Genomic DNA, 24,899 nt, shown 5'->3' with positions numbered 1-24,899 from the left:
AATTTACGAGGCGGCAGGTGGAGAGGTAAAAATTACCCTCTCAGGGGCATTGAAAATCTCAAAATGCTTCCCAGAACATCGGGATAACAAGGTGAGATTGGTTTTTCGGGCAAGCTCCAGTCCCATTAATGTCATGCCAGAGCGGGTCAATAAGAAAGGAATGCCCATTTGAGCGCCTTTAATGACCATTTCGGAAGTGAGGCGCCCTGTAGTGAAGAAGATGAGATCCTTACCTGGCTTGTCTGCCAGCCACATCAGCCCAGAGATTGAGTCAACGGCATTGTGGCGCCCAACATCCTCAATGAAATGGAGGAGGCGGACATGGTTATTGCCGTCCCGCTCAAACACGGCGCAAGCGTGAACTGAGCCAGATTTTTTATAGATAGTGTCATGAACTCGAATGCTGTCAATCAGATCAACGATAGCCTCTTGGGTTAACTGAGGGCCATCCGGCAATCTGATCTCTGCCATCTCCTCAATCAAGCCGCCAAACATGGTGCCCTGGCCACAGCCGGTCGTTACAACGCGCTTGCTGGTGAGGGCATCGATGTCGACCGTACTGCGATGAGTCTTGACTGCCGCTGAATCGGTTTCCCAATCGACCTGAATACTCGCAATATCGTCTGGCGATTCTACGAGGCGTTGATTACGCAAATAGCCTAGAACTAAAGCCTCAGGCGCACTTCCCAAGGTCATCAGAGTAACCACTTCCCGCTTATCTAGGTAAATGGTTAAAGGGCGCTCACCGGGGATATGAGTGGTCTTAATGCGCCCCGCCTCATCCATGACCTCCACCTCGTGCACCATGGGCACGGAAGCGTGAGACATCTGAATGTTGTGGGGCAAAGCCATAAAACGCCTCTTGATAGGTTCAAATCGGTGTTAACTTTAACCGCAGACTAAAATTGGTGCTGAAACAGGGCTTCAAGCCCCATAATCTTATATTGCCATTTGTTGAAACTTTTTCTATTTAAGTCCGCATGAGTAGCCCCAAACGTCGCCTGCTAGTTACCTCCGCCCTACCCTACGCCAATGGCCAGATTCATATTGGGCATTTGGTGGAGTATGTTCAGACAGATATTTGGGTTCGCTTCCAGAGAATGCGTGGTCACGAAGTGCACTATGTTGGCGCCGATGACACCCACGGTACTCCGATCATGTTGCGCGCCGAAAAAGAGGGCCTCACCCCGAAAGAGCTCATTGCGAACGTTTGGCAAGAGCACAAGCGCGACTTTGATGATTTCTTAATTTCGTTTGACAACTACTACACCACCGATAGCCCTGAGAATGAAAAGCTGTCTCAAAGTATCTATCTCAAGTTACGTGATGCCGGCTTAATTGAAATGCGCTCTATTGAGCAAGCATACGATCCCGTTAAAGAAATGTTCTTGCCAGATCGCTTTATCAAAGGTGAATGTCCTAAGTGTGGCGCCAAAGATCAGTACGGTGACTCTTGTGAAAAGTGTGGGGCAACCTATTCCCCCACTGATTTAAAGAATCCATTCTCCGTAGTGAGTGGCGCAACACCTATTAAAAAAGTTTCCGATCATTACTTCTTTAAATTATCTGATCCTCGCTGCGAAACCTTCTTGCGGGACTGGACCCAGGTAAGAACCCCACTGCAAGCTGAGGCTCGGAACAAAATGAAGGAATGGGTTGGACAGCCTGGAGACAGTAAGTTAGGTGACTGGGATATCTCACGTGATGCCCCCTACTTTGGCTTTGAGATTCCGGATGCTCCAGGCAAATATTTTTATGTGTGGCTTGATGCACCGATTGGCTATTACGCTAGCTTTCTCAATTACTGCCAGGCTAAAGGTATGAACTTTGAGGAGTGGGTCAGACCAGATACGACTACCGAGCAGTATCACTTCATCGGTAAAGATATTCTGTATTTCCACACACTCTTTTGGCCAGCAACCCTGCACTTTGCAGGTTACCGTACGCCAACTAATGTGTTTGCTCATGGCTTCCTCACGGTCGATGGCGAGAAGATGAGTAAATCACGTGGTACTTTAATTTCTGCGCACAGCGTAATTGAATCTGGATTTAATCCTGAATGGTTCCGCTATTACTTTGCAACCAAACTGAACGACAGCATGGAAGATTTGGATTTGAATCTTCAAGACTTTGTTGCACGTGTGAATAGCGATCTACTCGGCAAATACATCAATATCGCAAGTCGTAGTGCTGGTTTTCTGGTGAAGCGTTTTGGTGGTGTCGTTTCTGATGAGGCAATGAACAACCCGTTACTGGCTGAGATTGCATCTGCTAGTGAAAAAATTGCCGGCCTGTATGAAGCGCGTGAATATGCCAAGGCATTGCGCACCATCATGGAGTTGGCTGACAAGGTCAATGCTTTTGTTGACGAAAATAAACCTTGGGAAGTCGCCAAAGATCCTGAGCGCGAGTCTGACTTGCAGCGAGTCTGCAGCATCACCTTAGAGGCATTCCGTTTATTAAGTCTTTATCTCAAGCCAGTACTGCCAGAAGTCACGGCCGGGGTTGAGGACTTCCTCTCTGTGCCAGCCATGACCTGGAATGACGTGAAAACACCTCTCTCCAGCCAAAATCCGATCAAGCCCTATAAACACCTTATGACGCGCGTTGAAGCGCCTCAAATTGAGGCTTTATTGGCAGCAAACCTCTAAAAAAGACCCCAAAAGGGCTGATTTTTAAGAATTAGCCAAAAAGTCGGCAGGTTTGTAGGAAAAATCGTTAATAATGGTGTCCTAGGCAATACATTGCCTCGCAGTATTTTTTGTAAGTTATTGAATTAAATAAGAATTTTAGGAAATATGATGGCTAGGTATACATCCGAATTCACCCAGTTCTTAAATGAGCTCAAATCCGAGAAACCAGATCTCGAAGCTGGCCAGCAAGCTGGTCGCGCCCTCCTTTGGGATAAAGAGCCGTTAACTATTGAAGATCAGCGTCGCGCTCAAGCAGCTAAATTAAAACAACGCGCTTACGTGTATTCGAATGACTAACTCAAGCAATGCCTTGGGAGCAGAGCCAAGCGTTCAAACAGAGTTGCTTGATAGCACACCATCGGTTACTGATGGGATGTCTTCGGCATTCGCCAAACTATATGGCGAGCCGCTTTTTAAGCTTCCAACAGATCTCTATATTCCGCCAGATGCCCTAGAAGTTTTTCTAGAGGCGTTTGAAGGTCCGCTTGATCTTCTGCTTTACCTGATTCGTAAACAGAATTTCAATGTACTTGATATTCCAATGGCACAGGTTACTCAGCAGTACCTGAGCTACATCGATCAAATCCGCCATCACAACTTAGAACTTGCTGCCGAATATCTTTTAATGGCAGCCATGTTGATCGAGATTAAATCTCGCATGCTCTTGCCAATGAAGAAGGCCGATAGCGATGAAGAGGTTGAAGATCCTCGTGCAGAATTGGTTCGCCGCCTCCTAGAGTACGAGCGCATGAAATTGGCTGCACAAGAGCTTGACCAAATTCCGCAACAAGGACGTGACTTTCAAATCGCTCATGGTTATGTTGACACTACTGTTGCAGTGACCTGGCCTGAGGTCAATCAAGATGATCTGCAAATGGCTTGGCGTGACGTACTGCACCGTGCAAAACTAAATCAACACCATACGATTACCCGTGAGGAGTTATCTGTTCGAGATTTCATGACGCGCATTTTGCGTCGCTTACAAAACACACGCTTTGTTGAGTTTGGTGAGTTATTTGAAGAGGCTATTAAATCTGGCAAAGGCATTCCAATAGTTATCGTAAACTTCATTGCGATGCTAGAGCTCTCACGCGAGGCTTTAGTTGAAATTACCCAAGCAGAGCCATACGCTCCAATCTACGTTCGCCTTGCCTATACCCCTGTTGCATGAAAATTATTAGCGATATACAAGAGTTGCGCGACCATTTGCGCGGACAAAATCGCGCTTCTTTTGTGCCAACCATGGGCAATCTCCATGAAGGTCATTTATCACTAATGCGTCTTGCTAGGCAACATGGTGATCCCGTAGTCGCTAGCATCTTTGTGAACCGCCTACAGTTTGGTCCAAATGAAGATTTTGATAGCTACCCGCGCACCATGCAGGCAGATATCGATAAACTTGAAAAAGAAGGTGTGTATATCTTGTTTGCACCCACTGAGCGAGACCTATATCCGCAGCCTCAGGAATACCGCGTAGATCCGCCACAGCAATTAGGAGATATTCTTGAGGGCGAATTCCGCCCCGGCTTCTTTAAAGGTGTTTGTACTGTTGTACTCAAGCTCCTATCGTGCGTACAACCCAAAGTAGCAGTCTTCGGCAAAAAAGATTACCAGCAACTGATGATCATTCGCCAGATGGCCAAACAATTTGCCCTACCTGTAGACATCATCCCAGGAGAAACGATTCGTGCAGAAGATGGTCTTGCCCTCTCTTCTCGCAATGGTTATCTCTCCAATGAAGAACGTCTAGAAGCACCTGAACTTCAAAAAGTCTTGCAGCAAGTTCGTGCTCGCGTGCTGAATTTGAGTGAGCGCAATACGCATTCGCTGGTCGAGATTGAAAATCTCGCTGTGGATCTTCTGACTGGCCGGGGTTGGCAACCAGACTATATTGCCATACGCCAGCAAAGTGATTTAGCGCCTGCCTCCAATCAAAGCCTGCAATCAGGCGAACCTTTAGTTATTTTGACGGCTGCCAAGCTAGGTAAAACACGTTTGATTGATAACTTAGAGATTTAATCTCCAATCATCCGCTTTGCAACGCGATTTACAGAGCGAAGAACTGACCTGTCGCTAAGTTCAACTCTTTAGCTAATTCGGCACCCGTTACTTTTCCTGACGCGCCTTTTGCCTTGAGGACTTCGATTTGTCCGCCATGACAAGCTACAAAGAACGAGTCCGAAGTAATTTGGGTGATTTCACCAGGCTTGCCTTTAACCGCGCCGAAGGTAGCCACTACATGCTTGTGGCAATCGTAGATCTGGACTTTTTGCTCACCAAATTTAGTCCAAGCACCTGGCGCCGGGTTAGATGCACGAATCAAGTTGAAGATCTGATTGATATGAGTAGCCCAATGAATTTGAGCTGCATCAACACCAAACCAACCTTCATAATTTGCCAGCGATTCATCTTGGATAACTTCTTGATGCTGATTGGCCACCACTAGATCTGCAGCTTCAAGCAATGCTTTAATGCCAACTGGGAAAAGATGATCAAAGTACACCTTACCTAGAGTGTCATTAGGCCCAATCACAACCTCTTTTTGCAAGATTACTTCGCCCTCGTCCAATCCGTCAGATGGTCGGAAGATTGTTAAGCCCGTCTTCTCTTCACCTAATGCGATCGCCCAATTGATAGCGCTAGGGCCACGATATTTCGGCAGTAGTGATGGGTGATATTGAATCGTGCCATGTTTTGGTATCTTACAAAGCTCTTGGGGCACGAACTGGAGCACATAGGCCATGACGCAAATATCAGCCTTGCTATCTATCATCGCTTGCGCTGCTTCAGGCCCCTTGAGAGAAGCAAATTGCAAAGGTGCTAAACCCTTTGCAATAGCGGCTTCTTTCAACACTTCAGGCTTGGTCGACTTAGGATTATCAGGCGGACAAAACACAGCAACGACTTCATCGCCACGATCCAAAAAAGCCTCTAAGGCTGCCTTACCAAAATCAGCACTACCAATCAGCGCAACCCGCATCTTAGATCACCTTATCGTGGCGTAGAGCAATTAGCTCGTCGGTTGAATAACCCAACTCACTCAGAATTTCATCGGTGTGTTCACCTAATAATGGTGAACGCGTCACATCAGTGGGACTGTCAGACATCTTGATTGGATTACCTACAGTAAGGTACTTGCCACGAATTGGATGATCTACTTCAACTACAGTTCCAGTCGCACGCAATGCGGGCTCTTCTGCGATTTCTTTCATTGACAAAATTGGGCCGCATGGAATGTCGTATTTGTTCAGAATATCCATGACTTCAAACTTGGTCTTAGTCATCGTCCATTTTTCAATTTCACCAAAGATTTCCATCAAATGCGGGAGGCGAGCCATTGGAGATGCAAAACGCACATCCGTAATCCAATCTTCGCGACCAATCACTTTACAGACTGCCTCCCAAACTGGCGCTTGCACGATAACGTACATATAGGAGTTTGGATCTGTTTCCCAACCTTTACATTTCACAATCCAGCCTGGTTGACCACCACCGGAGGCGTTACCAGCACGAGGTACAGAGTCACCAAACTCTCCGTTAGGGAATTGTGGGTACTCTTGCATCAAGCCGTTACGCTCTAAGCGCTGTTGATCACGCAGCTTCACGCGGCATAAATTTAATACAGCATCTTGCATCGCTGCCAATACTTTTTGACCACGACCAGAGTGTGTGCGCTGATACAGAGCTGTCACGATACCTAGAGCTAAATGTAATCCAGTGCCGCTATCACCAATTTGCGCACCAGTAACCATCGGAGGGCCATCATCAAAGCCTGTGGTCGATGCTGATCCACCAGCGCACTGCGCCACGTTCTCATAAACCTTACAGTCCTCATAAGGACCGGGACCAAAACCTTTTACTGAAGCCATGATCATCATAGGATTGAGTTCTTGAATACGCTCCCAAGAAAAACCCATGCGATCTAATGCGCCAGGAGCAAAATTTTCAACTAGAACATCACACTCTTTAATCAGACGCTCTAGAATTTCTTTACCTTTTGGAGTTTTCGTATTAACAGTGATTGAACGCTTGTTATGGTTCAGCATTGTGAAATACAAACTATCCGCATCCGGGATATCGCGCAATTGGCCACGGGTAGCATCACCCTCACCAGATTTTTCTACTTTGATTACATCGGCACCAAACCAAGCAAGCAGCTGGGTACAAGTTGGGCCAGATTGAACATGCGTGAAGTCAAGAATTTTGACCCCTTCTAATGCTTTTGCCATGATTAAAGTCCTAATAAGAATGAAATTTTGAATTAGGGCAATTTTACCAGCGCCGGATGTTGGCGGAATCCGGGATGCCTATTTATTGGGCATCTTAGTGATTAATGCCCAAGAATAGCTATTTAGCTGCAGAATTAGGGCTTTTTCGAAATCGAGCAACGCTCTTTTGATACCGACAATATATAAAAAAGGCGCCCACAAGGGGCGCCTTTAAAGCCGAAACAAATACTACTAATCGTTATTAGACTGCTTTTGCTGCATGCAGCTTAGCGATGTCATCAGCGCTATAGCCGAGGTCAGCCAATACTTCATTAGTATGCTCACCCAATACTGGTGATGGACCTACTTCGATTTCCAAATCAGAGAACTTGATTGGACTACCGATAGTCAAGTACTTACCGCGTACCTTGTGATCCACTTCAACGATAGAACCACTCTTACGCAAGTCAGGTGATGCAGCCAATTCCTTCATTGACAGGACTGGTGCGCAAGGGATATCGAACTTACGGAGGATATCCACAGCTTCGTACTTCGTCTTATCCTTGAGCCACTCTTCAATTGTTGCGAAGATATCAAAAATCTTATCTTGACGTGCTTCTGCAGTCATGTACGCTGGATCAGTTGCCCACTCTGGCTTGCCCAAAGCTTTAGTAATTGGCTCCCAAGCATGACCTTGAATTGTGAAATAGATATAAGCATTTGGATCTGTTTCCCAACCCTTACACTTCAATACCCAGCCTGGCTGACCGCCACCACCAGCGTTACCGCCACGTGGTACTACGTCAGAGAATGTACCGTGTGGGTACTGTGGGTACTCTTCGAGATAACCAACTTTATCTAAACGCTGTTGGTCACGCAATTTAACGCGGCACAAGTTCAATACAGCATCTTGCATTGAGCAAGATACTTTCTGACCTTTGCCAGTTTTTTGACGCTGCATCAATGCAGTCAAAATACCAATGGCCAAGTGCATACCAGTGTTGCTATCGCCCAAAGCAGCAGCAGAAACTGTTGGAGGACCATCCCAGAAACCAGTTGTGGAAGCGGCACCGCCAGCACACTGAGCAACGTTTTCATAAACCTTTAAGTCTTCATATGAGTGACCATCGCTAAAGCCTTTAACAGAAGCCATGATCATCTTTGGATTTAATTCCTGAATGCGCGCCCAGCTAAAACCCATGCGATCTAAAGCGCCTGGACCGAAGTTCTCAACCATAACGTCAGAAGTCTTAATCATCTTCTCTAAAACTTCTTTACCTTCTTGAGTCTTGGTATCCAAAGTCAAAGAACGCTTATTACCATTCAACATCGTGAAATACAAAGCATCTGCACCTGGAATATCGCGCAACTGGCTACGAGTTACGTCGCCAGAGCCTGGACGCTCAACTTTAATAACGTCAGCACCGTACCAAGCCAACAGCTGAGTACATGCAGGACCAGCTTGCACGTGTGTGAAATCGATGATGCGAATACCGTCTAATGGTTTAGTCATGTTTGATTCTCCTTAAAGTATTGCTTATTTATTGCTAAATTCAGTTCAAAAAATATTACTTCTTACCAGCAGCAGTTGATGGATTTAAGTTAGTTAAACGTCCACTTTCTGTACCAGCAGTTTCATCAATCACAGCGTTGATCAAAGCAGGCTTGCCTTCAGCAATCGCTTTAGTCAATGCAGCCTCTAACTCCGCCGGGGTAGTCACGTAGTAACCAACGCCACCAAATGCCTCAATCATTTTGTCGTAACGGGCATTTTTCACGAATACTGTTGGTGCTACATCTGTACCGCCAGTAGGATTCACGTCAGTTCCGCGGTAAACACCGTTGTTGTTAAACACAACTGTTGTGATTGGTAGGTTATAGCGACAAATAGTTTCTAACTCCATACCGCTAAAACCAAATGCGCTATCGCCCTCAACCGCAACTGTAGGCAAGCCGCTCGTTACAGCAGCACCAATGGCGTAGCCCATACCAATACCCATAATGCCCCAAGTACCGGAGTCAAAACGTTTACGTGGCTTGTACATATCAACAATGGCACGGCAATAGTCGAGTGTATTTGCGCCTTCGTTAACCAAGTTCACATCTGGGTTCTTTTTGATCACATCACGAATAGCACGCAAAGCGCCATGGAAGTTCATCGGTGAAGCTTCTTTAGCAAGAGTCTCAGCCATCTTTGCCAAGTTCTTATCTTTCTTCTCATTGATCGCGCCGATCCACTCAGCAGAAGGCTTTGGAACTGAAGCAATACCTTTTAAGAGTTCGCCAACAACAGAACCGATATCGCCAATCAACGGGGCATCGATTTGTACGTTGCTGTCCACTTCATTTGATTGAATATCAATCTGAATAAATTTCTTAGGATCTTTGCCCCATGTCTTGCCCTTACCGTGCGCAAGCAACCAGTTCAAGCGCGCACCAACCAACATCACCGCATCAGCCTCAGCCAATACAAATGAACGTGCAGCAGAAGCAGATTGTGGATGATTATCTGGCAACAGACCTTTAGCCATCGACATTGGCAAGTATGGGATACCAGACTTTTCAATCAATGCACGAATGTCAGCATCAGCTTGAGCATAAGCAGCGCCCTTACCCAACAAAATCAGTGGGCGCTTAGCACTCTTCAATACATTCAATGCACGCTCTACTGCATCTGCCGCAGGGATTTGACGTGGAACTGGATCGATAACTTTAAAGATCGATTTCTTAGCTTCTTCAACAGGCATTGTTTGAGCTAACAGCTGTGCCGGCAAGTCTAGGTACACACCGCCTGGACGACCAGAAACGGCTGCACGAATTGCGCGCGCAAAACCGATGCCGATATCTTCAATGTGATTAATACGGTATGCCGCTTTGCAATACGGCTTAGCCGCATTGAGCTGATCCATCTCTTCGTAGTCACCTTGTTGCAAGTCAACGATCTCGCGCTCACTTGAACCAGAAATCAAAATCATTGGGAAGCAGTTCACAGTGGCATTTGCCAATGCTGTTAATCCGTTCAAGAAACCTGGTGCAGAAACAGTCATGCAGATACCAGGCTTTTGAGTCATATAACCTGCAATCGCTGCAGCGTTACCAGCATGCTGCTCATGACGAAAACCAATGAAGCGCAAACCTTCAGCTTGAGCCAAGCGGCATAGGTCGGTAATTGGAATACCAACGAGACCAAAAATGGTGTCTAAGTCATTTGCTTTTAAAGCATCGATGACGAGATGAAAACCATCAGTGACTTGGGTATTTTGATTATCTGTTGTCATAGAAATTTATAGTTAATTACACCGCCCGAACGTAAAGTACGCTCGGTGCAATTTAGCTTTCGCTAACTGTCTCCAATTAAGTTATTAGTAGTGCCACGGGTAACAAAATCTCTCCCGTTAAGGCTGATATGAATGTTAGGCTCTGGGACCAGGTTCATCATTGACTTCGGTCAATTTCCCCTGAAATCTAGAAACATCTAGCCCTGCTATCTAGACAAAGAGCTCTTTATGCTTTGTTTTAAGGCGACTCAGTGTCTCTGGGGAGAGATTGAGGTAGGCAGCCAACTCTTTTTTAGGGAGTAACTCAAATAAGTCTTCGTATTTACGCAAAAACCGCTCTACCCGACCTGGCGCATCCAGCATGTGCAGGGTGATTGTGTGCGCCATGATCTCACTCATTAAGCGCATCACTTCAAACTCAAAACTCTCTTTGAGGGGCTTGTGGGCATCCAGAAATTCAGCCCACTTTTTAAGGGGCATACGGGCAACCCGAGCCTTGGTTACCGAAGCAATGCTATATGGGGCCGCCGTCTTAAGGCGCCAAGCTGCATAACTTGTTTCAATATCTTTTTCGATGGCGAAACGCAAAATCATTTCTTTTGCATCCGCACTAGAGACAATGCGCTTCAAAATCCCATCTAAAACAAAATATTGCTCCATCTGATGGTCGCCTTGATGAAGCAGGATTTCTGATTTTTTGAGGTCTGAGATCACCAAGTTACGCTCTAAATCAGCCATTGCTTCAGGATCTAGGCTTTTTAACACCGAGTTTTGGCTCAACTGCAAACGAATCAGGTTTTTTTCGGGATGTTTGTCTAATGCTGTCATGAATCCTTGTTCCTAGAGCGTGCATTGTAGGCTTTTTTGTTATTCACATTAGTGAAACCCCTATTGATAGGATAGAATTAAAACGTCGTGGTGCTTTGTTGCAATGCAATAGAGTTAAACGGGAAACACTAAACGTGTGCTGCCCCCGCAACGGTAAGTAAATGCATCCTAACCTCAAGGTTAAGGTGTCAGGAGTCTGAATAAGCCACTGTGCGCGTCAATTGCATGGGAAGGCCAGATTCTGATGTTTACTAGCCCGGATACCGGCCAAGACAGGTGGAATTTTGCGGACGGGGACCTTCGCGCGCCAATGAAGCATCCCCTGCCAATCTGGCATGATGCCCAATTGACGCCTGAGCTCTCACAATGTGAAATTCTGTTCGACCCAGCTTACGGGGAAGTTAGCTAGGTGATTCGAAGGCAGAAGGTTCATCATGAAACAGCAGTTCAGTAATAAGGCGATAGTCGCCCTACTTTGTGGCGCAGCAGTAACGCTTAGCACGGCGGTAATCGCTGAAAATTCTCAGTCGACAGTCATTGTCTCGGGCTCACGTTTTGAAGAAAACCTTAACGAAGTTCCAGCAAACGTCAAGGTGATAACACGCGATGAAATTGCAAACTCCACATCGAATAACATTCCTGACGTGCTTTCACAAATTGGAGGCCTCAATGTCAGAAGCACAAATGGCGGACAACTCAATTTAGATGCTACTGTTGATATGGGTGGTTTCGGCCCAACTGCCAACAGTAACACCCTAGTGTTAGTTGATGGCCAACGGATTAATCCAATTGACTCAGGCGGGGTAAATTGGGCATCAATTCCAATAGATTCGATCGAGAGAATTGAAATCCTGCAAGGTGGTGCCAGCGTTCAATATGGTAACGGTGCCGTGGGAGGTGTCATTAACATCATTACAAATGGAACCAGAACAAAATTAAATCAAGCTAGCATTACTTATGGTAGCTTTGGGACTGCAATAAGCAACGCAATTCTTAGGGATAGCATTGATCGCACCACATACCAAGTTACTGCGAATAGTTCGAATACTCAGGGCTGGAGGCAAAACTCTGCAGCGAATGCATATGCCGTTGATGGAAAAATTACCCAGTCTTTTGGCGGTCTTGACAAAATCTATGCTGATTTATTTTATGCCTATACAAATGCTCAAAATCCAGGCGGAGTGGTCGGTCAAGTGGGCTCCGGAAATCCGCAATCCGCAAAATTTAATAACGTAGGATCTAACACCACAGTAAGCAACTCTGGAATTAGATTTGGAGGAACCAAGGATTTGCAAGGCGGCAACATCGCGGAGCTTGATGGATATTACTCTAACAAATCCGTCTTTTCCTACAACCCTTACTATGACAGCTCAACAGCTATTGCCGTGGGAAACTATGGCGCTGGCAATGGAAATTTAAACGGATGGACAATGAATTTGAGTCCTCGAGTTAAGTCGAATTTCAATGGCCTAGGAAGTGGAATATTGGGTTATGAATTCAACCAATCCACTCAAGGTGGATATAGCGCTTATAGCCCCAATACTTACTCCGCCATGAACGCAGCAAATAAAATAAGTAATCCAAATACATATCACCAAAGTACGCAATCTGCTTCATTGTTAAACCAGTCGATCTATGGAATAGCCAAGTTAGCCCTGATAGATAGCATTGACTTTATTGGTGGATTTAGACACCAAACACAAAAAGCCACAGCTTATGACAACAGCTTAACCACTAACACACAAGCCACAAATGGCGCCCAGAATTACTCAGCAAATGCGGGAGACTTAGCTCTCAACTACAGTTACCTTAAGAACCAAAAACTGTATGTCAAATGGAATCAATCCTATCGCTTTCCAAATATTGATGAATTTTGGGGATTTGATGCTGATTACAACAGGGTCTTTAGCGGGATTTTAAAGCCACAAACTACCCAGTCCTATGAAATTGGTGGCAATTGGATTTCAAGCATCGTCAATCTAAATGGCGCGATGTTTTCATCAGTTACGCAGAACGAAATTCGCTATGACATGGATAGTGGTTTGAATGTTAACTCCGAATACAACATTAATAGAAAGGGTATATCTTTAGATGGATCCTCGCCCCTGACAAATAAAATCACACTATCAACAGGGGGGAAATTCCAAAAATCTGTTTATGCGAATGGCCCGTATTCCGGCAACTCTGTGGCACTCTCTCCCGATTTACTACTAAACGCAAGGTTAAATTATCTTCTAGACAAGAGCTGGTCATTAGGCAGCGTTGTGAACTACGTAGGCAGCCAACACTATGATGCTGGATTAAGTGACTATAGCTCCTTAAACTTGATTCCAGCTTACACCGTGGCTGATACGTACATCAACTATACATTTGATAAATTTGAGGCTAAGTTCACTATAAAAAATATAGGCAACTCTTTATATGGGACTACGGGTGGGTATGCATGGATTACCAAGTCTAGCGGGGGACTTGCGCCCAGTTACTTCTATTACCCAAGCGATAGGCGGTCCTACTTTATAAGCGCTAAATACAATTTCTAGTAAAGCAAATGAACGTAGATAATCTCACGCGGCCCTCTACCCGCTCTAGCCATTTGCTGATTGGGGCTCTTTTATTCTTTTTAGGGTTTTCCTTGGCCGCTTTTGCTACGCCAGTTTCAGTATTTGATGATCGGGGTGTTATGGTGACGCTTGATAAACCACCACAGCGTGTTGTAAGTCTTCTCCCCTCTCTCACTGAGTCTGTTTGTGCCTTGGGAAAGTGTGATGCTTTAGTTGGGGTAGACCGATTCTCAAATTGGCCACTATCAATTCAAGAATTACCTAAGCTAGGCGGTATGGGGGATATCAATATCGAGCGTATCGTGCAACTCAAGCCAGATGTTGTGTTGCTGGAAAAAGCCTCACCCGCGATTGCAAGACTCAACTCTTTAGGGGTCAGAACATTTGCACTCGATGTTAAATCGATGGGTGACGAGGAGCGAGCCCTTAAAAAGCTAGATACTTTACTGGGCACATCCGAGAGTACGCGAGTTTGGAATCAGATTCAGAAGGAGATCATGCGCGCCAATAAACAACTCTCTTCCAAGGGTGGAAATATTAGCGTGTACTTTGAGGTAAATCCTGCGCCATTTGCAGCAGGTAGAAGCTCCTTTATCGGGGAAATTCTGACTCAGTTAAATTTGATTAATATCATTCCAGAATCTCTCGGACCGTTTCCTAAAATCAATCCTGAGTTTGTGGTGCAGGCTAAGCCTGATGTGATCCTCCTCACCGAATCTACTACTAAAGATATTCAGAAGCGTCCTGGATGGAATTCAATTCCAGCTGCAAAGAGAAATCGCATCTGCAGTTTTACCGCTGATCAGAATGATGTCTTAGTTCGCCCCGGACCACGCATGGGAGAGGCAGCACTAATCATTTCTCAATGTATACAAGAGAAGATGTCATCATCTCCATAATGCAAAAAAATCATTTTCTTGGAAAGCTATCTAGTCTGCTTATTTTCAGCGCAGTATTAGTATTGCTAGGTACGCTGCTTGGCAGTACTGGTGCCAGCTGGAATTTCATTGGATCCGACCAAGCCCTTGTTTTTGATATTCGATTGCCGCGATCATTGGGCGCTTACCTTGCAGGTGCCTTACTTGGGCTTGCTGGCGGTATTGCTCAAAGCCTGTTTCGCAATCCTCTAGCCGACCCCTACTTGCTAGGAAGCGCATCGGGCGCACTCCTGGGAGTTGGTAGCATCCTTTGCTTTGGCTATCTTGGAAACACTTGGATAGAACTGATTGGTCTTAATGGTAGTGCATTTCTTGGAGCGTTAATTGGTGTGTTGGCCTCATTAATTTTGGCGGGTGGCTACCGTAGTTCCTTGCGCCTCTTATTATCTGGAGTGGTAATCAGTGTAATTTTGGGAGCAGCTAACTCTTTATTCACATTCATTCGACCTGATCTCTTTCAAAGCATTCAGTCATTCATGTTGGGTAATACCACTCTACTCAATTGGTCTGGCGTAGAGATGATGGCGATCGCATTAGCACTTTGCTTGCTTGTCACACTCATCATTAGCCCTGTACTCGATGCGCTATCACTAGGTGAAAATACAGCCCGCACTTTAGGCTTACCTTTAGATCAACTACGCCTTGTATTGATTGGCATCCTTGCTCTTGCGACAGGTTGCGCTGTTGCTCAAACTGGCTTGGTAGCTTTTGTTGGATTGGCGGCTCCGCACTTAGTAAGAAAGTTGGCTGGCGGAAGACAACGAGTGCAACTATTATTTTCCTGCCTTGGTGGCGGAATCTTGTTACTGAGTTCAGATCTGGTTGCGCGCACCCTCTTTGCTCCAATTGAAATTCCGGTTGGCGTGGTCACGGCAGTCTTAGGTGGCCTCTATCTACTGGCACTGCTACGGCGAACCTCCCTTGAGGCGCATACATGAAAATCTACCAACTCAATATATATCGAGGTCCATGCGCGATTCTTTCAGATTTAAATTTAGATATTCCACAAGGAAAATGGACTAGTGTTATTGGTCCTAATGGTGCAGGTAAATCATCTCTCCTGCAAGCGATAGCTGGCTTACTCAAGTGGGATGGCTCAATCACCATTGATGGGGTAGATCTATCTACATTTGCCCATAAAGATCTTGCAAAGAAAATTGCCTGGCTTGATCAAGGCTCGAATACAAGAGATGAGTTTGGTGACTCTCTCAGCGTTTACGAGACTGTCATGTTGGGGCGCATGCCTCATCAAGGATGGCTGCATCTACCCTCTCCAACTGATCATCTGCTTATCGAGGAAGCCTTGAGGCAGAGTGACGCTTGGCATTTACGACATCGCCCTCTAAGCCAACTATCTGGGGGTGAACGTCAGCGGGCTTTATTGGCACGCCTACTTGCGGTGGGCTCCGACATTCTCTTAATGGATGAGCCGCTCGCCAACTTAGACCCCCCGCATCAAGCTGATTTTTTACAATGGCAAGGCAATTTACTGGGTCAAGGCAAAACCTTGGTGACCGTTTTACATGAGATTCATTTCGCACTCCGAGCGGACCATGTGATCATGCTCGATAAAGGCAAACTGCATTTTCAAGGGTCCAGTCAAGATCCCGCCACCCATCAAGCCCTGATTGCGCTATTTGACGGCCGCATTCGATTAGAAAAGCTTGGTAGTGATTGGGTGGCTCTGCCCAACTAAGCCCAAAATCGGGGGTTCCACAAAGCATTTCCCTAAGGCTACAATGCCTATATGACCGAGTACCCCCCTCACGTCCCAAGCGACTCTACTGAGTCTGATTCAATAGCCGCATCTTTGCAGAGGCTAGCTGGAAAAATTCAGCTAATTTCTGATGCCGTAAAAGCACTGCATCAGGATCGCGTCCAACTTGAGAATAAGATTGAGGATGCACAAAAACGGGTTCAGCATATTTTGAGTCGTCTACCAGAGCAGAGTGATGGGCGTCAATTGAACTTACTCAGTGAGCCCGCGACACCAACTAACCCAGAGGATGACAATGAGCCAACAACGCATTGAAGTAACCCTCGCAGGTCAAAAAATTACTCTAGCCACGAGTACTGAGCATGAGCCACTACTTCGTGCAGCCTGCACATTAGTTGATGAGCAAATCCAACTGGCAATTAATGGTGGCAACCGTAGTATTGAACGTGCAAGCATGATGGCTGCACTAAAAATTGCAGGTGATCTCATTAAATTACAAACATCAGCTCAACTTGCTTCCGTACAGAGCGGCTCATCCAGCTCTCATTCAGAAGAAATTACTCGACTCCAGAATGAAATTTATGCCCTGGAAGATCAAGTAGATGCCCTGATGCAAACCCTTTCCCTGCCTGGTTCGCCAAGGCCAATAGTTCCTTGAACCGATGCGCAAGCATCAGGAACGATCTTTACACTGTGGGCGTGAGCGTTTCGAATTTTCACAGTGGCAGCCTCGCGCTGTTCACTCCCTGAATTTCTTAATGCACCCGAAGCAGAGTAGCCGTTCCACCTTGAACCTTAGGGTTCAGGATGACGGCCTAGCGGCTAAGGCGGGGAATTCATGTCAATAGCCGATATCGCCATGCTGATGTTATGTGGGAGCATCTCGGGCTTCCTTGCAGGCCTCCTAGGTATTGGAGGTGGCATGATTTTGGTGCCATTCATGATTGTGGTGTTCAATCATTTAGGATTTGGCCAAAACGTCATCGTACATATGGCTATCGCAACTGGCATGGCAACCATACTCTTTACCACCACTTCAGCCATCTGGGCGCATCACAAACATCACGCTATCGATTGGAAGCTAGTGGCAGCACTTAGTCCCGGCCTAGTGATTGGCAGCCTAGTTGGTGGTAGTGAGATTTTTGAGGCAATCAATACTTCTTGGCTATCCCTATTCTTCGCCATGTTTATTGTCTACACCTCGATCCAAATGATCATCAATAAAAAGCCTGCAGCTGGACGAGAATTACCCGGTGCCGTTGGCCTTTTCTCGTTCGGAGCACTAACGGGTGTAATTGCAAGCCTAGTAGGTGCAGGCGGAGCATTTATTACTGTGCCATTTATGCTTTGGTGCAATGTCAAACCACATACCGCGATGGCCAGCTCTTCAGGTTTAGGATTTCCGATTGCAGCTGCAGCAACGATCGGCTACATGTATGGCAGCTGGGGCAATCCCCATCTTCCCGAAGGATCACTTGGATTTGTTTATGTTCCAGCAGTACTCTGCATTGTGGCAGTCAGTATATTTACTGCCCCACTGGGCGCAAAGATGGCCAGGAAACTCAATGTAGCTCAACTCAAACGCATCTTCGGGGTGATGCTCTTTATGCTTGCAGCCTTCATGTTTAATGAAAGCCGCAAGGCATTTGGTTTTTAATAAACTCTTTTACCGCTCTTAGCTAGTGTATTGCTGACGCAGAATATTCTTTTGAACCTTGCCCATTGCGTTGCGAGGTAAGTCAGAAACAATCTCTAAACGCTTTGGAATCTTAAAATTTGCAATTTGCGTTTTTAGTGTTGCGATCATGGCCTGCGCGTCCAGCTTGGCGCCTGCTTTTGGCACTACTACCGCCATTACTGCCTCACCAAAATCAGGATGCGGAATACCAATCACAGCACTCTCATCTACACCATCCATATCATCGATAAAACTTTCGATCTCTTTGGGGTAAACGTTGTAGCCACCAGAAATAATTAAATCCTTACTGCGACCAACGATACAGAGGTAATCTTGAGGTGCTTTACCACCATTAGCATCACCACCCCAGCGACCCACGTCACCCGTTTTAAACCAGCCGTCTTTAGTAAATTCTTCGGCTGTTTTTTCTGGCATACGCCAGTAGCCCTTAAATATATTTGGGCCCTTCACTTGAATACTGCCAATTTCATCAAGGCCGCAAGGCTGATTGCTTTCATTCACCACGCGCACTTTGACACCGGGTAGAGGCAAGCCAACCGACCCACCGACGCGATTACCTTTATAGGGATTAGAAACGAGCATCACGGTTTCACTCATGCCATAGCGCTCAAGAATTGGCTGGCCAATGACTTCTTTGAAAGAATTAAATGTTTCCGTCAACAATGGCGCAGAGCCCGACACAAACAGACGCATATTGCGTGCAACGCTCTTATTAAAGTTTTTATCGGCCAGTAGGCGTACGTAGAAAGTAGGCACACCCATCATCACAGTCGAATTTGGCATGTGATGAATCAGTTGCGTAGTGTCCAAGCGTGGCAACCAGATCATTTTGCTGCCGTTAATTAATGCCCCATGCGCAGCCACAAATAATCCGTGAACATGGAAGATTGGGAGTGCATGCAATAAGACATCACCTTTTTTCCAGCCCCAAAACTTCTGTAATACTTGCGCATTACTTCCCAAGTTCTTATGGGTCAGCATTGCGCCCTTGCTGCGACCGGTTGTGCCAGAGGTATACAAGATAGCTGCTAAATCATCATCCTTTACAGCAACAGTTTTGAACTTATCACCTTGACCAGCAGCACGCTCTAATAAGGTGCCTTTGCGATCCTCATCTAGGGTGAAAACATGCCTAGTGCCGGCTTTAAAAGCAACCTTAGATACCCATGAGAAGTTTTTGCTGCTACATACAACTACTGCAGGCTCAGCATTCTCTAGAAAGTATTGAATCTCTGCTGCTTGATAGGCGGTATTTAGAGGCAGGTAAACATATCCTGCTTTTACAGTAGCCAGATACAGAAAAAGTGCCTCAGGTGACTTTTCAACCTGAACAGCAATACGAGATCCTGCTGGTAATTTGAGGCTCTTAAGGAGGTTTGCCATCTTAGAAGTAGCGCGCTCCAGATCACTCCAGGAGTAGTACAAACCATCATGCGTTTCCAATGCACAAGCCTGCTTATCTTTTGGAAAACCTGTTTCCAATAAAGAATATAAATTCATTCGAGCCTCAAAAAACCAAACAATTAAACCGCTTACTAATTAATCTAACGTAGCGCCAGATTTCTTAACTACTGAAGACCAACGTACTACGTCAGCACGAACCTGCTTGCCGAACGCCTCACCATACAAATTAGGGGTGTCAGAACCGTTCTTTTCCCAGATCGATTTAAGCTTAGGCGTATTTAAGGCCTTTTGTACTTCAACAATCATTTTGTCTACGATCGGTTTAGGAGTACCAGCTGGAGCAAAAATAGAGTACCAGGTAGACACTTCGTAGTCAGGTAAGCCAGCTTCTTTGAAAGTAGGTACATTCGGAATCGCAGGGGAACGCTTATTTGAAGCCAAAGCAATTGCCACTAACTTTCCAGCATTAATCTGAGGGGCAGAAGTAGCAAGACCATCAAACTCCAAGTCAATCTGACCAGCCAATAAATCATTCATTGCTGGGCCAGCGCCACGATAAGGAATGTGGGTAATAAAGGTTCCGGTCTGAATCTTAAATAATTCGCCTGCTAGGTGATGGACTGTGCCACTACCCGCGCTGGCAAAATTGTATTTACCTGGATTCTTCTTCATGAGCTCAATGAACTCTTTAGCATTGCGTGCGCTCACGCGCTGTGGATTCACCACTAAGACCTGCGGTACGTTAGCAATCATCGCAACTGGAATAAAACTCTTCTCGATGTCGTAATCTAAATTCTTATACATCGAAGGTGCAATGGTGTGGTGGGTAGCACCGATGAACCAGGTGTAACCATCTGGAGCAGCTTTAGCAGCAACTGAGGCGCCAACGGTACCACCTGCACCACCGCGGTTATCAATAATGAATTGCTTACCTAATTGCTCTGTTAACTGCGCAGCCAAAGGTCTTGCAAAAGCATCTGTTCCACCACCGGCTGGGAACGGATTTAAGAATGTGACCTGCTTAACTGGCCACTCTTGCGCAAATACAGCAAGAGGGACAGCGCAGACTAAAAAAGCTGCTTTCTTAAGCAAGCTCAAAGAAAATACTGACTTGTTTTTTTGATTAAACATTTCGTCTCCTTTTGTATCAATCTCATGATTGACTTCATATATATATTTCAGCGCCTATTTTAAGGGCACTTAAGGCTTGCTGCAAAAGTCCGCACAAGGGAAAACACTAGGGAGCCATGAGGCGAGCTACAGCCCTGGAATATACGATTTCACCATTGGCAAAGCGCTCGTGGTTATCCTCCACGCTTCCCAGGTCATAAAGGTAATTAACCATCAAGCCGGCAGATTGACGCAAGCCTTTGCGTGATAGATCGCCTGCCCAGTTCACCAGGTGCAATTTGGCACCATTACCCAAATGAAACTTCGCCACAGGGTTGCCATCGCGCCCCGTAGAAGCCAAGCCTAAATACATGCTCGCCAAGCTCAATAAAGCCGCTTTTTCTTTCTCGGAGGCTAAATCAGGATGCCATCCACCCGCCAATCTCTCGCTCCAGGATTGGCTGTCGAGACCTAAGACCGCCAAAGAAGAATCTCTTGCCAACTTCAGATTCGGTTTCAGTCTCCCGGCTGGAACACCATCACCTAAATTTGCACCAGCAGCTACCCAATCCATAAATCCTGGAATAGGCGATAAAGTCACAAAAGTTTTGATTCCAGGGAACTCTGCATGTAACTGCTCTGCGACCCGCTTAATTAAAAAGTTACCCATCGATACGCCACGAAGTCCGGATTCGCAATTACTAATCGAATAAAAAACAGCGACTTTATATTGAGATGCCTGATCTACTGTTTCTGCTTTTTTATCAACCAATGGCGTAATCACCGTTGGAATCTCAGGCAGGAGCGCTACCTCTACAAAGATTAAAGGCTCACTTGGAAGCTGTGGATGAAAGAAGGCAAAACAACGACGGTCAGGCTGCAGGCGGCGACGCAGGTCATCCCAACCATCAATCGCGTGAACGGCCTCATGTTGAATCAGCTTCTCAAGCACCTCTGCAGGGGACTTCCAGTCCACCTGATGCATTTTCAGAAACCCTGGATTAAACCAAGAAGAAAGTAAGTGGCGCATATCGAAATCCACTGCAGCCAACTCAGGTTTTTTATCTAACAACTGCAGTAAATCACGGCGCATTTGTACTACAGCCGCAGTACCATGGCTAGCGCGATTTAAACGGCGGAAGAATTCTTGACGAGGAGATTCAGAAACTTTTTGCAACTGAATGTAATTGCGTGCACTAGAGTCGGCTACAAAATTTTGCGCCGCTTTCAGTACCGCATCAGCTTGGGGGTTGAGTTTCTCAAACAGAAAGGTAAAGAATGAGACGTATTGATCTTTTGATAACTTACGGTAGTTAGTAACTACATCATCCGCCATGCTGAGCGCATTTGATTCACCGCGCTCCGATATCAGTCGCTTGATAGCGTTGTTTGCCTTAGACAAATTTCGAGCTTTAGTTAGCTTTTCCAGCATGAATTACTTTCGATTGGGGTAGAAATAGTCTGAAATTAGGCAAATTCAGTGAAAACTAAACGCTTTTCCAGAGAATTTAGTTAATTTTGTGAAATTAACTACAAAAGACCCAGAAAATAGAATTTTTAACTACTGATAAGTGCCTTTTTTCGTATTTACTCTCACTATAAGGTAAATTCCGAAAATGATCATGGGCATAGAAAGCCATTGACCCATAGAAAGACCCAGACCCAAGAGCCCCAAGAAGGCATCAGGCTCTCGCGCAAATTCTGCCAAGAATCGGCAAACGCCATAACCTAACAAAAATAAGCCTGAAATCTGCCCTACCTTGCGAGGCTTAATGGAATAAATCCAAAGGATGATTCCCAAGCAAATTCCCTCACCAAAAAACTGGTAAATCTGGGAGGGATGACGGGGAATGGAGTCAACCAATGGGAAAACCATAGCCCAAGGTAAGTCTGTCGGTCTTCCCCACAGCTCGCCATTAATAAAATTACCCAAGCGACCAAATGCCAAACCAAATGGAACTAATGGTGCAACTAAATCGCTAACCACAAAAAATGAAACCTTACGACGATAGGCAAACCAGAGCAAGGCAAGTAAAACACCCAGGAGTCCGCCATGAAAAGACATGCCGCCTTCCCAAATCTTGAAAATACTCAGAGGATTTGCAAAGTAATAACCTGGCATATAAAACAGGGTGTAACCCAAACGTCCACCAAGCACTACGCCGAAGACACCAACAAATAAGAGATCCTCAAGGTCTTTATATGACCAACCCAAAGACTGGTATCGCGGAGCGCGTATGCGCAAACGACCCAGCAATAAAAATTGAGCAAACGCCAAGAGATACATCAAACCATACCAGTGGATGGCAAACGAGCCAATGCGAATTACAGCAGGATCAAGTTCGGGGTGAATCAACATGTTGAGAGACAAGCAACAATCATGATTTAGATTGATCGAAGTTATGCAATTCATGACCTAGGTCACGATAGGCTTTGTAACGCTCACGACCGGCAAGGCGCTCTGCTTCATCAATAGTCACAACCTCAACGATGCGAGGGAAGCGGGCAAGTAAGCCTGGGACGTCAGAAGGCATACGCATTCCCAAATGAATCAACACATCCGCATGAGGAAGATGAGACAAAGCAGGTGATAAAAAATGATCTGTCAGCAAAATAGGCGTATCGATTGCTGTCTCGTCTTCAATAAAACAATGTGGCAAGAAATCCGTTGCACTAAATGTCCAAAGTAATTCATCCAACTTTTTGAGATCCGCTTTCTCGCCCACCATCACGATATTACGTACAGGCTCACCAACGGGCGTAGCACTCCAGATCTTGCGTGTTAAGCGACAAGCGTATTCCAGCTTATCGCTCACGTTGCTATGAAAATCAATCCGAGCCATGAATTACTTTTGCTCTAGCAAGTAATTCACGAGCAAAGGCACTGGGCGCCCAGTTGAACCTTTGGCGGCGCCACTCTTCCAAGCAGTGCCGGCGATATCTAAGTGAGCCCATTTATATTTTTCAGTGAAGCGCGATAAGAAACAAGCTGCGGTCACACTACCTGCTGGACGCCCACCAATATTGGCTACATCTGCAAAGTTGGATTTCAGCTGCTCGTGATAAGCCGCATCCAATGGCAAACGCCATACAGTATCTAAAGAGGCATGACCCGCCTTTGTGAGTGAGCTGACTAAACCCTCATCATCAGAGAACACGCCGCTATGTACATGTCCTAGTGCAATGATGCAAGCGCCAGTCAAGGTAGCTACATCAATCACTGCTTTAGGCTTGAAGCGCTCAACATAAGTTAAGGCATCACACAGGATTAAGCGACCTTCAGCATCGGTATTGAGAATCTCAATCGTTTGTCCCGACATACTCTTCACAATATCGCCTGGACGAGTAGCTTGGCCAGATGGCATATTTTCACATGTGGGGATCACGCCAATGACGTTCTTTTTTAACTTCATCAAAGCGCTTGCATACATTGTGCCAATCACCGATGCAGCGCCACACATGTCGTACTTCATCTCATCCATCGCCTCACCAGGCTTGAGAGAAATGCCACCAGTATCAAAGGTAATACCCTTGCCCACCAAAACAATCGGAGCCTCGCCGACTTTGCCACCGAGGTGACGCATCACAATAAATTGTGGCGGCGTATCAGAACCTTGGGCTACAGATAAAAATGAGCCCATACCCAGAGCTTCAATTTGCTTGCGACCTAAAACCTCCACCTTTAATCCAGTCTTTTTACTTAAGCCTTGCGCCGCCCTACCTAAATAGGTTGGCGTACAAATATTGGGAGGCAAATTACCCAAGTCTTTAGCTAAGTTCATACCCTCAACCATTGCAGCACCCTCTGGAACCGCAGCCTTGAGCTCTTTAGCGCAAGCATCATTTCCTGCAAAGATAAGATGGTTAAAGGTGTCTGCTTTATCTTTGGCCTTGAACTTCATCGCCGGCTGGCGAACCCCAAAGCGATATGCCTGGTCACCAGCATACTGAATGGTCAAGCGCACCTCTTCGGCAATGAACTCTGCGCGATGGCCCAAAGCGAAACTTGGAATAAACCACAAGGCACTTTGAATGGAGCCACCGCTGAGCTGCTTCAATGCGGCGCGCGCAATTTTTGAGTATGAGACCAGGCTTCGTGCGCTAGCTGGAACAATATCGCCCAAAGATACCAAGAGGATGCGCTTTACTTTCACTCCAGATGTGGCCCAAGATTTTTCAGCTCGGATCACACAGGTAGATGCCTGCTGAGCATCGAGGTCACCAACGAGATTGGCATGGCTAACAGAACCGCCGAGCAGACGATCCAATTCGACTAAATGTCCAGATTTGGATTTAGCGGTCGCTAAAGCATCTAAGTCCGCCTTTGAATAAGCTAAAACTAAGCAGTCGGAGCTCTGTGCCAATAAAGTGGCTAGACTTGCTTTTAGTTGCTTAGGGTTATTCAGATCGGCTTGCGCGAAAATCTTGGTGCTAAATTGGATAGTCATGATGTCTTAAGGTAT

Annotated in this window: 22 protein-coding genes, 1 other RNA gene, 1 pseudogene and 1 riboswitch; of the genes and pseudogenes, 12 read left to right on the top strand and 12 right to left on the bottom strand. The window is 45.9% G+C overall.

Annotated elements, in window-relative coordinates; translation table 11 throughout:
* Positions 1-3: 3 nt before the first annotated feature.
* On the bottom strand, positions 4-846 hold the full coding sequence (locus ICN27_RS03005; protein ID WP_216269249.1) for a formate dehydrogenase accessory sulfurtransferase FdhD: 843 nt from the start codon (positions 844-846) through the stop codon (positions 4-6).
* Positions 847-980: 134 nt separating this feature from the next.
* On the opposite strand from ICN27_RS03005, the gene metG reads away from it, so the two are divergent.
* The 4 genes from metG (at position 981) to panC (ending at position 4,712) form a co-directional block, all read left to right on the top strand.
* Positions 981-2,651 (top strand): methionine--tRNA ligase, encoded by a 1,671-nt coding sequence (gene metG, locus ICN27_RS03000; protein ID WP_216268929.1) that lies wholly within the window; start codon positions 981-983, stop codon positions 2,649-2,651.
* Between the two features lie 150 nt (positions 2,652-2,801).
* Positions 2,802-2,990 (top strand): DUF3460 family protein, encoded by a 189-nt coding sequence (locus tag ICN27_RS02995; RefSeq protein WP_215306243.1) that lies wholly within the window; start codon positions 2,802-2,804, stop codon positions 2,988-2,990.
* Positions 2,983-3,864 (top strand): ScpA family protein, encoded by an 882-nt coding sequence (locus tag ICN27_RS02990; protein WP_215309531.1) that lies wholly within the window; start codon positions 2,983-2,985, stop codon positions 3,862-3,864. The genes ICN27_RS02995 and ICN27_RS02990 overlap by 8 nt, the downstream gene beginning before the upstream one ends.
* Positions 3,861-4,712, top strand: coding sequence for a pantoate--beta-alanine ligase (panC, locus tag ICN27_RS02985; protein WP_216268928.1), 852 nt, complete (start codon positions 3,861-3,863; stop codon positions 4,710-4,712). The genes ICN27_RS02990 and panC overlap by 4 nt, the downstream gene beginning before the upstream one ends.
* A gap of 28 nt (positions 4,713-4,740) precedes the next feature.
* Here the strand turns inward: panC and ICN27_RS02980 are convergent, their stop codons facing one another.
* The 5 genes from ICN27_RS02980 to ICN27_RS02960 form a co-directional block, all read right to left on the bottom strand.
* Entirely contained in the window at positions 4,741-5,673 is a 933-nt protein-coding gene (locus ICN27_RS02980; RefSeq protein WP_216268927.1) for a methionyl-tRNA formyltransferase, read from the bottom strand.
* Between the two features lies 1 nt (position 5,674).
* Positions 5,675-6,922, bottom strand: a complete 1,248-nt coding sequence (gene frc / locus ICN27_RS02975) for a formyl-CoA transferase (protein ID WP_215309527.1) — start codon at positions 6,920-6,922, stop codon at positions 5,675-5,677.
* A gap of 241 nt (positions 6,923-7,163) precedes the next feature.
* The gene (gene frc / locus ICN27_RS02970; RefSeq protein ID WP_215309525.1) at positions 7,164-8,414 is read right to left on the bottom strand and encodes a formyl-CoA transferase; all 1,251 of its coding nucleotides are present in this window, start codon (positions 8,412-8,414) and stop codon (positions 7,164-7,166) included.
* 55 nt (positions 8,415-8,469) lie between these two features.
* Positions 8,470-10,179, bottom strand: coding sequence for an oxalyl-CoA decarboxylase (oxc, locus tag ICN27_RS02965; protein WP_216268926.1), 1,710 nt, complete (start codon positions 10,177-10,179; stop codon positions 8,470-8,472).
* A gap of 210 nt (positions 10,180-10,389) precedes the next feature.
* Positions 10,390-11,007: a Crp/Fnr family transcriptional regulator gene (locus tag ICN27_RS02960; RefSeq protein ID WP_215309521.1), complete on the bottom strand. Its 618-nt coding sequence runs from the start codon at positions 11,005-11,007 to the stop codon at positions 10,390-10,392.
* A 71-nt stretch (positions 11,008-11,078) separates the two neighbouring features.
* Positions 11,079-11,294: riboswitch (cobalamin riboswitch) on the top strand.
* Between the two features lie 147 nt (positions 11,295-11,441).
* On the opposite strand from ICN27_RS02960, the gene ICN27_RS02955 reads away from it, so the two are divergent.
* From ICN27_RS02955 to ICN27_RS02920, 8 genes and pseudogenes are all read left to right on the top strand, one after another.
* Complete coding sequence (locus tag ICN27_RS02955; protein ID WP_216268925.1) at positions 11,442-13,547, top strand: TonB-dependent receptor; 2,106 nt, start codon at positions 11,442-11,444, stop codon at positions 13,545-13,547.
* A gap of 8 nt (positions 13,548-13,555) precedes the next feature.
* On the top strand, positions 13,556-14,467 hold the full coding sequence (locus ICN27_RS02950) for an ABC transporter substrate-binding protein (protein WP_216268924.1): 912 nt from the start codon (positions 13,556-13,558) through the stop codon (positions 14,465-14,467).
* Positions 14,434-15,444 (top strand): iron ABC transporter permease, encoded by a 1,011-nt coding sequence (locus ICN27_RS02945; protein ID WP_255534959.1) that lies wholly within the window; start codon positions 14,434-14,436, stop codon positions 15,442-15,444. The genes ICN27_RS02950 and ICN27_RS02945 overlap by 34 nt, the downstream gene beginning before the upstream one ends.
* A complete protein-coding gene (locus tag ICN27_RS02940) occupies positions 15,441-16,202 on the top strand; it encodes an ABC transporter ATP-binding protein (protein ID WP_216268923.1) in 762 nt (253 codons plus the stop codon). Before ICN27_RS02945 ends, ICN27_RS02940 begins: the two co-directional genes overlap by 4 nt.
* Positions 16,203-16,253: 51 nt before the next feature.
* Positions 16,254-16,538, top strand: coding sequence for a hypothetical protein (locus ICN27_RS02935; RefSeq protein ID WP_216268922.1), 285 nt, complete (start codon positions 16,254-16,256; stop codon positions 16,536-16,538).
* Positions 16,513-16,743, top strand: a pseudogene (locus ICN27_RS10485) (cell division protein ZapA); the annotation flags it as partial. The gene ICN27_RS02935 and the pseudogene ICN27_RS10485, both read left to right, overlap by 26 nt.
* A gap of 99 nt (positions 16,744-16,842) precedes the next feature.
* A non-coding RNA gene (gene ssrS, locus ICN27_RS02925) (6S RNA) lies at positions 16,843-17,061 on the top strand.
* Positions 17,062-17,880 carry a sulfite exporter TauE/SafE family protein gene (locus ICN27_RS02920; RefSeq protein ID WP_216268921.1) on the top strand — a complete coding sequence of 273 codons (819 nt, stop codon included), beginning with the start codon at positions 17,062-17,064 and terminating at the stop codon, positions 17,878-17,880. It abuts the RNA gene before it with no gap.
* A gap of 18 nt (positions 17,881-17,898) precedes the next feature.
* On the opposite strand, the gene ICN27_RS02915 is transcribed toward ICN27_RS02920, so the two are convergent.
* The 6 genes from ICN27_RS02915 to ICN27_RS02890 form a co-directional block, all read right to left on the bottom strand.
* Positions 17,899-19,422, bottom strand: a complete 1,524-nt coding sequence (locus ICN27_RS02915; protein ID WP_215309509.1) for a malonyl-CoA synthase — start codon at positions 19,420-19,422, stop codon at positions 17,899-17,901.
* A 39-nt stretch (positions 19,423-19,461) separates the two neighbouring features.
* A complete protein-coding gene (locus ICN27_RS02910) occupies positions 19,462-20,457 on the bottom strand; it encodes a tripartite tricarboxylate transporter substrate binding protein (RefSeq protein ID WP_216268920.1) in 996 nt (331 codons plus the stop codon).
* 106 nt (positions 20,458-20,563) lie between these two features.
* Positions 20,564-21,868 carry a malonyl-CoA decarboxylase gene (locus ICN27_RS02905; protein ID WP_216268919.1) on the bottom strand — a complete coding sequence of 435 codons (1,305 nt, stop codon included), beginning with the start codon at positions 21,866-21,868 and terminating at the stop codon, positions 20,564-20,566.
* A 129-nt stretch (positions 21,869-21,997) separates the two neighbouring features.
* Positions 21,998-22,795, bottom strand: a complete 798-nt coding sequence (gene lgt / locus ICN27_RS02900) for a prolipoprotein diacylglyceryl transferase (protein WP_216268918.1) — start codon at positions 22,793-22,795, stop codon at positions 21,998-22,000.
* Between the two features lie 19 nt (positions 22,796-22,814).
* Positions 22,815-23,279 carry a DNA polymerase III subunit chi gene (locus ICN27_RS02895; RefSeq protein WP_215309502.1) on the bottom strand — a complete coding sequence of 155 codons (465 nt, stop codon included), beginning with the start codon at positions 23,277-23,279 and terminating at the stop codon, positions 22,815-22,817.
* 3 nt (positions 23,280-23,282) lie between these two features.
* Complete coding sequence (locus ICN27_RS02890; protein ID WP_370624479.1) at positions 23,283-24,878, bottom strand: leucyl aminopeptidase; 1,596 nt, start codon at positions 24,876-24,878, stop codon at positions 23,283-23,285.
* Between the last annotated feature and the right edge of the window lie 21 nt (positions 24,879-24,899).

It is taken from the genome of Polynucleobacter sp. Nonnen-W13, assembly GCF_018881735.1.
Classification (GTDB): domain Bacteria; phylum Pseudomonadota; class Gammaproteobacteria; order Burkholderiales; family Burkholderiaceae; genus Polynucleobacter.
This window is presented reverse-complemented; position numbering and strand designations above follow the sequence as displayed.

Excerpts from the sequence above, each read along its gene's own strand:
- metG (WP_216268929.1), top strand. The coding sequence starts at position 981 with ATGAGTAGCCCCAAACGTCGCCTGCTAGTTACCTCCGCCCTACCCTAC.
- ICN27_RS02995 (WP_215306243.1), top strand. The coding sequence starts at position 2,802 with ATGGCTAGGTATACATCCGAATTCACCCAGTTCTTAAATGAGCTCAAA.
- ICN27_RS02990 (WP_215309531.1), top strand. The coding sequence starts at position 2,983 with ATGACTAACTCAAGCAATGCCTTGGGAGCAGAGCCAAGCGTTCAAACA.
- panC (WP_216268928.1), top strand. The coding sequence starts at position 3,861 with ATGAAAATTATTAGCGATATACAAGAGTTGCGCGACCATTTGCGCGGA.
- ICN27_RS02980 (WP_216268927.1), bottom strand. The coding sequence starts at position 5,673 with ATGCGGGTTGCGCTGATTGGTAGTGCTGATTTTGGTAAGGCAGCCTTA.
- frc (WP_215309527.1), bottom strand. The coding sequence starts at position 6,922 with ATGGCAAAAGCATTAGAAGGGGTCAAAATTCTTGACTTCACGCATGTT.
- frc (WP_215309525.1), bottom strand. The coding sequence starts at position 8,414 with ATGACTAAACCATTAGACGGTATTCGCATCATCGATTTCACACACGTG.
- oxc (WP_216268926.1), bottom strand. The coding sequence starts at position 10,179 with ATGACAACAGATAATCAAAATACCCAAGTCACTGATGGTTTTCATCTC.
- ICN27_RS02960 (WP_215309521.1), bottom strand. The coding sequence starts at position 11,007 with ATGACAGCATTAGACAAACATCCCGAAAAAAACCTGATTCGTTTGCAG.
- ICN27_RS02955 (WP_216268925.1), top strand. The coding sequence starts at position 11,442 with ATGAAACAGCAGTTCAGTAATAAGGCGATAGTCGCCCTACTTTGTGGC.
- ICN27_RS02950 (WP_216268924.1), top strand. The coding sequence starts at position 13,556 with ATGAACGTAGATAATCTCACGCGGCCCTCTACCCGCTCTAGCCATTTG.
- ICN27_RS02945 (WP_255534959.1), top strand. The coding sequence starts at position 14,434 with ATGTATACAAGAGAAGATGTCATCATCTCCATAATGCAAAAAAATCAT.
- ICN27_RS02940 (WP_216268923.1), top strand. The coding sequence starts at position 15,441 with ATGAAAATCTACCAACTCAATATATATCGAGGTCCATGCGCGATTCTT.
- ICN27_RS02935 (WP_216268922.1), top strand. The coding sequence starts at position 16,254 with ATGACCGAGTACCCCCCTCACGTCCCAAGCGACTCTACTGAGTCTGAT.
- ICN27_RS02920 (WP_216268921.1), top strand. The coding sequence starts at position 17,062 with ATGTCAATAGCCGATATCGCCATGCTGATGTTATGTGGGAGCATCTCG.
- ICN27_RS02915 (WP_215309509.1), bottom strand. The coding sequence starts at position 19,422 with ATGAATTTATATTCTTTATTGGAAACAGGTTTTCCAAAAGATAAGCAG.
- ICN27_RS02910 (WP_216268920.1), bottom strand. The coding sequence starts at position 20,457 with ATGTTTAATCAAAAAAACAAGTCAGTATTTTCTTTGAGCTTGCTTAAG.
- ICN27_RS02905 (WP_216268919.1), bottom strand. The coding sequence starts at position 21,868 with ATGCTGGAAAAGCTAACTAAAGCTCGAAATTTGTCTAAGGCAAACAAC.
- lgt (WP_216268918.1), bottom strand. The coding sequence starts at position 22,795 with ATGTTGATTCACCCCGAACTTGATCCTGCTGTAATTCGCATTGGCTCG.
- ICN27_RS02895 (WP_215309502.1), bottom strand. The coding sequence starts at position 23,279 with ATGGCTCGGATTGATTTTCATAGCAACGTGAGCGATAAGCTGGAATAC.